Source organism: Psittacicella hinzii (assembly GCF_003585935.1).
Lineage (GTDB): Bacteria > Pseudomonadota > Gammaproteobacteria > Enterobacterales > Psittacicellaceae > Psittacicella > Psittacicella hinzii.
In genome coordinates, this window is record NZ_NRJG01000037.1 from 1 (window position 1) to 9,693 (window position 9,693).

The 9,693-nt window shown below is 39.8% G+C and carries 9 protein-coding genes; all 9 read left to right on the forward strand.

Going from position 1 to position 9,693, the window contains the following annotated elements; all coding sequences use genetic code 11:
* Positions 1–517: 517 nt before the first annotated feature.
* Positions 518–1,318 carry a DeoR/GlpR family DNA-binding transcription regulator gene (locus tag CKF58_RS02540; protein WP_119530563.1) on the forward strand — a complete coding sequence of 267 codons (801 nt, stop codon included), beginning with the start codon at positions 518–520 and terminating at the stop codon, positions 1,316–1,318.
* 118 nt (positions 1,319–1,436) lie between these two features.
* The gene (locus tag CKF58_RS02545; RefSeq protein WP_119530566.1) at positions 1,437–2,720 is read left to right on the forward strand and encodes a D-tagatose-bisphosphate aldolase, class II, non-catalytic subunit; all 1,284 of its coding nucleotides are present in this window, start codon (positions 1,437–1,439) and stop codon (positions 2,718–2,720) included.
* 59 nt (positions 2,721–2,779) lie between these two features.
* The gene (locus CKF58_RS02550) at positions 2,780–4,006 is read left to right on the forward strand and encodes an SIS domain-containing protein (RefSeq protein WP_119530569.1); all 1,227 of its coding nucleotides are present in this window, start codon (positions 2,780–2,782) and stop codon (positions 4,004–4,006) included.
* Between the two features lie 329 nt (positions 4,007–4,335).
* Positions 4,336–4,842, forward strand: a complete 507-nt coding sequence (locus CKF58_RS02555; protein WP_119530572.1) for a PTS sugar transporter subunit IIB — start codon at positions 4,336–4,338, stop codon at positions 4,840–4,842.
* Between the two features lie 122 nt (positions 4,843–4,964).
* Positions 4,965–5,744: a PTS N-acetylgalactosamine transporter subunit IIC gene (gene agaW, locus CKF58_RS02560; protein ID WP_119530575.1), complete on the forward strand. Its 780-nt coding sequence runs from the start codon at positions 4,965–4,967 to the stop codon at positions 5,742–5,744.
* Entirely contained in the window at positions 5,734–6,630 is an 897-nt protein-coding gene (locus tag CKF58_RS02565; RefSeq protein WP_119530578.1) for a PTS system mannose/fructose/sorbose family transporter subunit IID, read from the forward strand. The genes agaW and CKF58_RS02565 overlap by 11 nt, the downstream gene beginning before the upstream one ends.
* Before the next feature lie 420 nt (positions 6,631–7,050).
* Positions 7,051–7,497, forward strand: a complete 447-nt coding sequence (agaF, locus tag CKF58_RS02570; protein ID WP_119530581.1) for a PTS galactosamine/N-acetylgalactosamine transporter subunit IIA — start codon at positions 7,051–7,053, stop codon at positions 7,495–7,497.
* 84 nt (positions 7,498–7,581) lie between these two features.
* On the forward strand, positions 7,582–8,673 hold the full coding sequence (locus CKF58_RS02575) for a glycoside hydrolase family 88/105 protein (protein ID WP_119530584.1): 1,092 nt from the start codon (positions 7,582–7,584) through the stop codon (positions 8,671–8,673).
* The gene (kduD, locus tag CKF58_RS02580) at positions 8,673–9,431 is read left to right on the forward strand and encodes a 2-dehydro-3-deoxy-D-gluconate 5-dehydrogenase KduD (RefSeq protein WP_281270668.1); all 759 of its coding nucleotides are present in this window, start codon (positions 8,673–8,675) and stop codon (positions 9,429–9,431) included. The genes CKF58_RS02575 and kduD overlap by 1 nt, the downstream gene beginning before the upstream one ends.
* The last annotated feature ends 262 nt before the right edge of the window (positions 9,432–9,693 follow it).

Here is a 9,693-nt window from a genome sequence, read left to right on the forward strand (position 1 = left end):
TTTTCTGAATTTAATTTTAGGTTATCCAATTTTTTGAGCAAATGCAACTAAGAAAAATATTTTACGTAAAGTATTGACTTTTTGAAAAGAAATATTGGAAAAATTTACGCTTTAACTTGTTGAAATATAGTTATCAATATCGTAAGGTGGGGTTAATTTTAGTTACAGCTTTTAAGGGCAAAAAATGGCAAATAAAATTTAAAATTGTCAATTTATAAGTACCTGATTTTCATTATAAAAAAGAGCAAAATTAGCAAAATTTGATACCTAAATTTTGCCGCAAAATTTATTAGCTTCAAAAAAAGTGCGACTGAAGTCACAAATCTGCAACAAAAATAACATAAGTTTACACCTTTCGTTTAAACTATAAACGACAAGAAAGAGTAATAAATGAAAGTTAAACGAAAGGTTGAATTACCCCTTAATAACTCTCTAGATCCTCGAAGTTTTACTAATTTGCACTCTCGGAATATCTTCACCCTGCAAAATGCACCTAATTAAATAATGAGGTACAGATATGAGTACTGCTCAAACACGCAGAAACATGATTGTAGACCTAGTTAATTCAGTAGGGTCTATGTCTGTTGTGGAGTTAGCTCTGCATTTTAAAGTGTCTAAGGTTACCATTCGCGCTGATTTAGATATTTTAGAAGCAGGCAAAAAACTAATCCGCACGCACGGAAATGCCCAATCGGTAAATCTCCAGCCGCAATTAGACACTCTGCAATACCCGCATGAATTAAGTTTTGCGGATAAACAACATCATAATCGTGGCATGAAAGCTAAGATTGCTAAACATGCAGTTGAGTACATTAACGATTATGAAACTATCCTTTTAGATTCTGGTACGACGATGTTTGATCTTGCAATGGAAATTAGCAAGAAACAATGGCAAAGATTAACCATTATCACTACCTCATTACCAATTGCTAATCTTTTAAGTAAGCAAGTAGGCATTGACTTAGTACTCTTAGGTGGGCACTATCGCCGTAAATCACACAGCTTTACCGGCGCCCTAACTGAAAAGCTTCTAAGCAGCTTACGCTTTAGTAAGTTATTTGTCGGAGCTGATGGTTATCACCACCAACACGGAATTACTACTCTTTCAGAAAAAGAAGCAAGCTTAAATCGTTTAATGTTAAGTATGGCTTCTGAAGTGTTTGTACTCTGTGATCATACTAAATTCGGTCGTCAATCCAGTAATTGGATCTGTGAGTTTGACGCTCCGCACCATGTAATTACTGATGACAATATTCGTCGCGAATATATCACTTACTTTAAAAACGCTAATGTTGATTTAGTAATCGTGAAAAAGTAAGTGCATGCAATAAGTTCACGAATAAGTTCAAGAACAAGTTCGTGTAACAAGTTCATCTAATAAGTTCAATAGCTAATTTCTATCTCTTTTCGTTTTCCAGCAAACCAAGGAATCTCCTATGCACATGTTGTTAGATCAGATTCGATTACATAAAGAAGGGAAAGAAAACGGTGTTTTCTGTGTCTGCTCGGCACACCCTTTAGTAATTGAAGCTTCGCTACGCCAAGCTCTTCAAGATAACTCAATCTTAATCGTTGAAGCAACTTCGAACCAAGTGGATCAGTTCGGTGGATACACGGGCATGACCCCACAGGACTTTGCGGATTTTGTGCAAGGTCTAGCAAACGAAGTTGGCTTTCCACTTGAGCGCTTAGTGCTAGGAGGAGATCACTTAGGTCCGAACCGCTGGCAAAAAACCGATGACGGTGAAGCAGCTATGGCAAAAGCTTGCGACTTAGTAGCTGCTTATGTGGATGCAGGTTTTACTAAAATCCACTTAGACTGTTCAATGTCATGTGTGGGAGATCCTGTACCTCTAACCGATGAAATCGTAGCTTCACGTGCCGCACGTTTAATGCGTGTAGCCGAAGATACAGCTAAAGCTAAGTTTGGTTCATCGGATCTGGTATATATCATCGGGACAGAAGTACCAGTACCAGGTGGGGCGCACGAAACGATCAACACACTCGAAGTAACTTCTCGCGGTGCAGCACAGAAAACGATTCAAGCGCACCAAGAAGCCTTTGCCCAAGCTGGTTTAAGTGAAGTATGGCCGCGCGTGATTGGGTTAGTAGTGCAACCAGGCGTTGAGTTCGACCACGTAGGAGTTGTGGATTTTGTGCCAGAGAAAGCACAAGACTTAGTAAGTCTGCTTGATCAATTCCCGCACTTAGTATACGAAGCTCACTCAACCGATTATCAAAACGATCAAGCATATGTGGATTTAGTGAAAAACCACTTTGCAATCTTAAAGGTAGGTCCAGCCTTAACCTTTGCCTTACGTGAAGCTCTTTATAAATTAGCTTACATTGAAGACTTTGCTGTACCTGCAGATAAACGCTCGAACTTATTAGAAGTAATCGAACAAGAAACGCTTGCTCAACCTGGTTACTGGCAAGACTACTATGGCGGTACAGCCGAAGAACAAAAATTCGCGCGCAGCTATAGTTTTAGTGACCGCATTCGTTATTACTGGCCTAATGCCAAAATCCAGCAAGCGATTAAAACCTTACTGGCAAATTTCCCAGGACCAATTCCTCTACCGTTTTTAAGTCAATTCTTCCCTGAACAATTTAAACGGATTAGAGGGGGCAAACTAGCTAATACTGCCAAAGATTTACTTCTTGATAGTGTAGCTAGTGTAAATCGGGTATACGCTGCGGCTTGTAAAGGCAAACTCTAAAGCCTAAGCAAAGCTACAACCTAAACCTGTGTCATTAAAATTAAACATAGGACAAAATTATGGAAGAAACAATTTTAGGTTTTACTCCAGAAGCTCTTGCTAAAACCCAAGCAACTTTTACGGCTACCGAAATTGCTCAACAACCAGATGCCTGGGTAGAAGCCTTAGCAACGGTTCATGGTCAAGCTACCGAATTACAATACTTTTTAGAGCGCCATTTAACGCCTGAAAGTCAAATTATTCTTACCGGAGCTGGTACTTCAGCTTTTGTAGGACGTACAATCAAACCTTTCTTAATGCAGCATACTCCTTGTCCGGTACTCGAAGTAGCGACAACGGATCTAGTGAGTAACCCGCATGAGTACTTTGGTAAAGATCGCCCAACCTTATTAGTAAGCTTTGCGCGTTCGGGTAATTCACCAGAATCTAATGCTGCAATTGAGTTAGCAAATCAATGCTTATCGCAAGTAGGTCACTTAATCATTACTTGTAACCCTGAAGGTAAGCTAGCGCTAACAGGTAAAAAACAATCACATAGCTACGTAATCCTCATGCCTGAATGTACGAATGATCAAAGCTTTGCTATGACTTCTTCGTACACCTCGATGATGATTGCCGCGCTAACAGCTTTTAACTTACAGCACCAAAAAGTACTTGAACAACTATACGCTGTACCAAAACTAACAGCTAAAGTTCTCGAACGCTTAAATGTCCAAGCTAAAGAGTTAGTAGAAACTAAAGCTTCGCGTTTAGTGTACTTAGGTTCAGGTGGCTTCTTAGGTCTAGCCCAAGAAGCAGCGCTCAAAGTACTCGAACTAACAGCTGGTAAGTTAATGGCAACTTACGATTCACCATTAGGCTTTAGACATGGTCCTAAATCTTTAGTAAATGAAGAAACCGTAATTATCGAGTTCTTAAGTAACGATAACTACACTAAACTTTACGATCAAGATTTAGCAGCCGAACTAGTAAGTAACGACATCGCTAAACGTGTAGTTACTCTTGGTACAGGTGATTTAACTCCGTTTTATCAAGACAAAGGTTTAGTGAGCGAAGAAGCTGGCAAAGTAGTTCTAGGTAAAGGCAAAACTGAAGTAGTAGCTTTAAGCGTACCAGAGTTTGCGCAAGCAAGTGACTTACAGTTAATCTTCCCTTACATTGTTTTCGCGCAAGCCTTTGCTTTACATAGCTCTTTAGCTTATGGCATTACTCCGGATAATCCTTGCCCTACTGGGGAAGTGAATCGTGTAGTGCAAGGGGTAAATATTTATCCTCTGGCAAAATAGAGCAGATAAGTTTTCGTAGATATAAGTACTCTGTTCAATAACTAAATAGCTAAATAGCTAAAAGCATACAAGTTTATACAGACGTTACAGTTTGTACACTGAAAGGTTCAAAGCTGGGTTGTAAAAGCTTGAGGCTTGAGACTTCTTCCTAGCAAAGAAAGTTTAAGATTAACTTTTACTTGGCTTTGCACCTTTCAACTTTCTCGGGAAAAGAAATACAACTTAAATCCTCGTAGTTGTTATTTCTTTAAGTAGCTCCACTTAGAGATCGCAGTAACTTGTTTTATTTAAGATCTCGCATATAGATATACAGATAAAGGTAGGTTTCTATGTCAGAAAATACGCCTAATATTGTTTGGACACGCATTGATGAACGTTTACTACACGGACAAATTCGTATCACTTGGGGTAAAAAATCAGGGGCGAATTTAATCTTAGTAGCTAATGATGAAGCAGCTGAAGGTCCAACTGCAGCATTCCAACAATCAGCAATGAAAGCTTCGGCTGGTGGTGAGTTTGCCGTGCGCTTTTTCACGATTAAGAAAACTATTGAAGTGATCCACAAAGCTTCACCAAAACAATTAATTTTCATTCTTTGTAACAACCCTACTGATATTGCTGATCTAGCTGAAGGTGGTGTACCAATTAAACATGTAAACATTGGTAACATGCACTGGCATGAAGGTAAAACACAATTAACTCGCCAAGTATCTGTAGATGAAAAAGATATCGCGGCATTTAAACGATTAAGAGCGCTTGGCGTGAAATGTGAAGTACAAAATACGCCAGATGTATCTCCTGTAGACTTCTTTGATATCTATAAAGAAGAAGCTTAATTATTAAGCATCCCTTTACGCCTGCCCGGCTTAACTCTAATCCAAGTTTAGCTTGAAGTCTGGCAGCGCACATTTCAACTAACATACTTAGATTAAAGATTAATTCTTTTAAGGAATTAAATATGCTAGAAGCCATTTTGATTGCTATCTGGGCGTTTTTCTGTGGTATCGACAAGTATGACGTAGCATTAACGATCCACCGTCCGATTATCACTGGTCCAGTAGTGGGATTAATTATGGGTGATCTCACATTAGGGATTACTACAGGGGCATTCCTTGAATTAGCATGGTTAGGTCTAGTACCTAACGCAGGTGCGCAACCACCTGATGTAACTTTAGGTACAATCGCTGCGATTGTGTTCCAAGTGAACTCAAACGTATCAGCTGAAACAGCTTTAGGTGTTGGTTTACCAATCGCGGTATTAATGCAATTATTAGTAGTTCTGTTTTTCACTCTAACCTCATTTACGATGAGTAAGGCAGATTACTACGCCGACAGGGCGAATACCAAAGGCATAGATATGCTCTTAATTGTAACTATCTGTGCTCGTGGTTTACTCTATGCAGTAATCGCATTCTTAACAGCAGCTTCAGGTCAATTCTTAGCAGACTTTGTTACTAACTATGTACCACAAGAATGGTTAAAAGGTATCGGTATCGGTGCTCGTATGGTGCCTGCAATCGGTTTCGCCTTACTATTAAAAACCATGTGGTCGAAAGAAATGGCAGCTATCTTCTTCGTTGGTTTCGTGATGACAACATATCTGAACTTACCAATCATGGCAGTAGCGATCCTAGGCGCGGCAGCAGCTTGCATTTACTACTTCTTCAGTAATCCAAACGGCAACGGCGGCAGCAATAATAAAAAAGCGCAAGTAGAGGAGTTCGAAGATGGAATCTAATAAAAAATTAAATAAAGATTTAGCTTCAGAAGAACAAGTATTTTCTGATACTCGTGACGTCTACGATGATGCTGAAGTTCGTAAAGTAATTACGAAAAAAGATTTATGGATCTGTGCAATTCGCGGTTTATTCATGGAAGGTAACTTCAACTATGAGCGAATGCAAGCCGGTGGTTGGGCATACTCAATTATCCCAGCACTGAAAAAAATCCATACCAATGACCGCGACTTAGCTGTGTCATTAAAAAACCACTTACAATTCTTTAATGCTTCACCTAAATTCTTTACTTTCTTACTTGGGGCTGCGGTTGCCATGGAAGAAAATAAAGAAAAACCATCAACTGTTAACGTAATGAAAGTTGCAGGGATGGGCCCATGTGGTGGTATCGGGGATGCAATTGACCACTCAATTTTATTCCCATTAACTCTAGCATTAGGTGCTTCGATTGCTCTTGAAACTCAATCAATTATCGGGGCATTACTCTACTTTGTTCTGTACCAAACATACCACTTCTTTGTGTACTTTGGTTTAATGTTCCTAGGTTACAGTGCTGGTACTTCAGCAATGGAAAACTTAGGTGGACAAACTGAACGTTTAGCACGTGCAGCTAACATTATGGGGGTGTTCGTTATCGGGGCCCTAACTGCAACCTTTATCCGTATTAAAACCGTTTACGAATATAAGATTGTGGGTGAAGATGGCGCAGAAAGAATTATTTCTTTACAAGCCTTCCTCGATAAGATCCTACCTAACCTCTTACCTTTAGCATTACTCTTCTTAATGATGAGATTAATTAAAGGTAAAGGTTTCTGGGCTAAACCACCTGTATTAATCTTTGCCGTGTTAATTTTCGGTACTTTAGGTCACATTGTAGGTATTTTCTAATACGTCAATCCTTAAAGATCAGCCAAGCTGCTTACTAAGCATTAGCTAGTTACAGCAGAGCTTAGTTAATTGAAGCATTGCTTGGTTAATTAAAAAGCACAGCTTATTTAATATAAGTACGGCTTAGTTAATGCAAAGATAGTTTGGCATGATCTTGAGTTTTGGTAATTAACCTTGGTTTACCAGTTGCTTGCAACTGGTATCCCAAGCTTAATTAGCAAAGAAAGTCTAATAAGCAAACATAAAAGAAAAAATAAAAACTAAATCAAGCTAAACAATTAAGCTAAACAATCAAGTTAAATAATCAAACAAAAACCAATTTCTGAATCCCAAATTTAAACCAAAGCACATATTGCTTACGCGGCAATATTTTTCTAGCTTTTCTTCTTTCCACATCAAATTATTGTTAAGGAGCTCCCCATGATCGGAGTTATTGTTACCGGACATATTCTTTTTGCTACAGGTATGCAATCAGCAGTACAAGCTGTTGTCGGTGAAGCTGAACAAGTAGCTTTCGTTGACTTTAAAGAAGAATATTCTCCTGATACTTTAGAGCAAGTATTGCGACAAGCTATTGCCCAGGTAGATACTGGAGACGGAGTATTAATGCTAACGGATCTGTTTGGTGGTACACCAAACAATGTGGGAGTGAAATTACTCTTTGAATACCCACAATTAGAAATTGTGTGTGGAGCTAATTTACCAATGGTAATTACTGCCGTGCTCGAACGTGAAGACGTAAGCCTTGAAGAACTAGTAGAAACCGTAAGTGCTCCAGAAATTACACAAATTAAAAATGTTCGTCCAACCATTGTCGCAGCGCAACAGGCCGTAAGCGAGCTTGCAGATGATGAAGACGGTATCTAAGCTTAAGCTTAAATCTAAACACTCTTAAACTCAGGCTTAAGCCAGTATCTATTTCGAGTTATTTGTTGTAATAAGGAGCAATTTATGGCAGATTTTTTCGCACCAGCAACCGTATATAACTACATGCGTCGTGTTTACGACTATCAAGTAGCTAATACAGTACGTACGGTAGTACGTCGTACAGGTAAGTTACGTTACATTCGTAATACGGATTGGGAACGTGGAGTGTTTTGGTCGGCAGTAGGGCAAGCTTGGACACAAACCCAAGATCCAACCTATCGTCAAGGCTTATTAAATTACACCTTACAAACAGGTTTTAGACCTGGTAATAGTCCTCGTTTTGCCGATGATCAAGTATGTATTGCCGGTTACATGGATATCTATCCTGAATTTAATCAACCAGATCTACTTGATTACTCACGAGCGCATTTAGATGTAATGCTAAATGAACCAGCTTCAGGAGCAAAAGACTGGTACTGGTGTGATGCGCTATATATGGCTCCGCCATCGTTCCATGCTTTAAGTAAAGTAACTGGTGAACCAGCTTATGCGCAATATGCGCATAAAGCTTACTGGGAAGGTCTTGAAGCTCTATGGGATGAACAAACCGATCTAGTGTACCGTGACGCACGTTTTATTCCCAATGCCGAAGGTACAGAGCTACGCGAAGCTAACGGAGAGAAAATCTTCTGGTCGCGTGGTATTGGTTGGGTGCTAGCTTCATTTGCGCGTATTTTCCGCTACCTTGATCCGCAGATTATTCCGCAAGAAGAACAAGAACGTTATCGTAGTTACTTTAAACGTTTAGCTAAAGCGATTGTCCCTTATCAACATGCTGACGGTTTCTGGCGCGCTTCATTACTTGATCCGCAAACCTTCCCGAACCCGGAATCTTCGGCAACCGCGCTGATCACTTATGGTTTAGCATGGGGCTACAATCAAGGTTTATTAGATGAGAGTTACTTACCTTACATCGCTAAAGGTTGGCAAGGCTTAACTACTGCCGTACATCCAAATGGCATGTTAGGGTGGGTACAATTACCAGCCTTTAATCCACGTCCGGTACAGTTTACCGACAACATTGAATATGGCGCAGGTGCATTCTTATTAGCAGGCTGCGAAGTAGCACAAATTAACTCTGCTGCCTTAGCGGCGGCGCTTCAGGAGAAAGCATAATGACAACATTATTTGATTTAGCAGGCAAAGTAGCATTAGTAACTGGCTGTAATAAAGGTTTAGGGCAAGGTATGGCTCTGGCTCTAGCTAAAGCTGGTGCGGATATTATAGGTTTTAACCGCGAAGACGCGAGTGAAACTGCTGAAAAAGTGGCTGCTTTAGGTCGTAAATTTGTGAACTTTGAAGTAGATGTATCTGATGCCCAAAGTCTACCAGGCTTAGTAAAACAAGCAGCGCAAGCTTTTGGTAAGTTAGATATTTTAGTGAACAATGCTGGGATTATTCGTCGTACCGATGCCATCGACTATAGCTTAGGTGACTGGCAAGACGTAATCGATATTAACTTAACTTCGGTGTTTGTACTTAGCCAAGCCGTAGCGCAACAATTTGTGGCTCAAGGAACAGGCGGTAAGATTATTAATATTGCGTCAATGCTGTCATTCCAAGGTGGAATTCGTGTTCCAGCCTACACGGCATCTAAATCAGCGGTAATGGGCTTAACTCGTGCGCTTGCTAATGAGTGGGCATCTAAAGGCATTAATGTAAATGCTATTGCACCAGGTTACATGGCAACAGATAACACTGCAGCTTTACGTGCTGATGTAGAACGTAATCAAGCAATCTTAGAACGTATTCCTGCAGCACGTTGGGGTACTCCAGATGACTTAGGTGGTCCGGTAGTATTCTTATCAAGTGCAGCTGCAGACTATGTAAACGGTTATACCTTAGCTGTTGACGGTGGCTGGTTAGCACGTTAATCACGCACCATAGATAAAGAATACTAAAGATCTTAGATCAAGAGTTCCAAGCATGCGCTTGAGCTCGAATATAAATGCTTAGAGCTTTAGTTGGTTAGTTGTTTAGCTAGTTATCTAGTAACTAAGCAATTTATCTACTAACTAAACAAGTTAGCAAGTAATTACATAAGTAATAAAGCTAATAATTAAGCTAATAATTAAGCTCCAGCTAAAGCGAACAACAAGTTTCTCTCGCGAGAAAGTTTGCAACCTAAATTCCGCA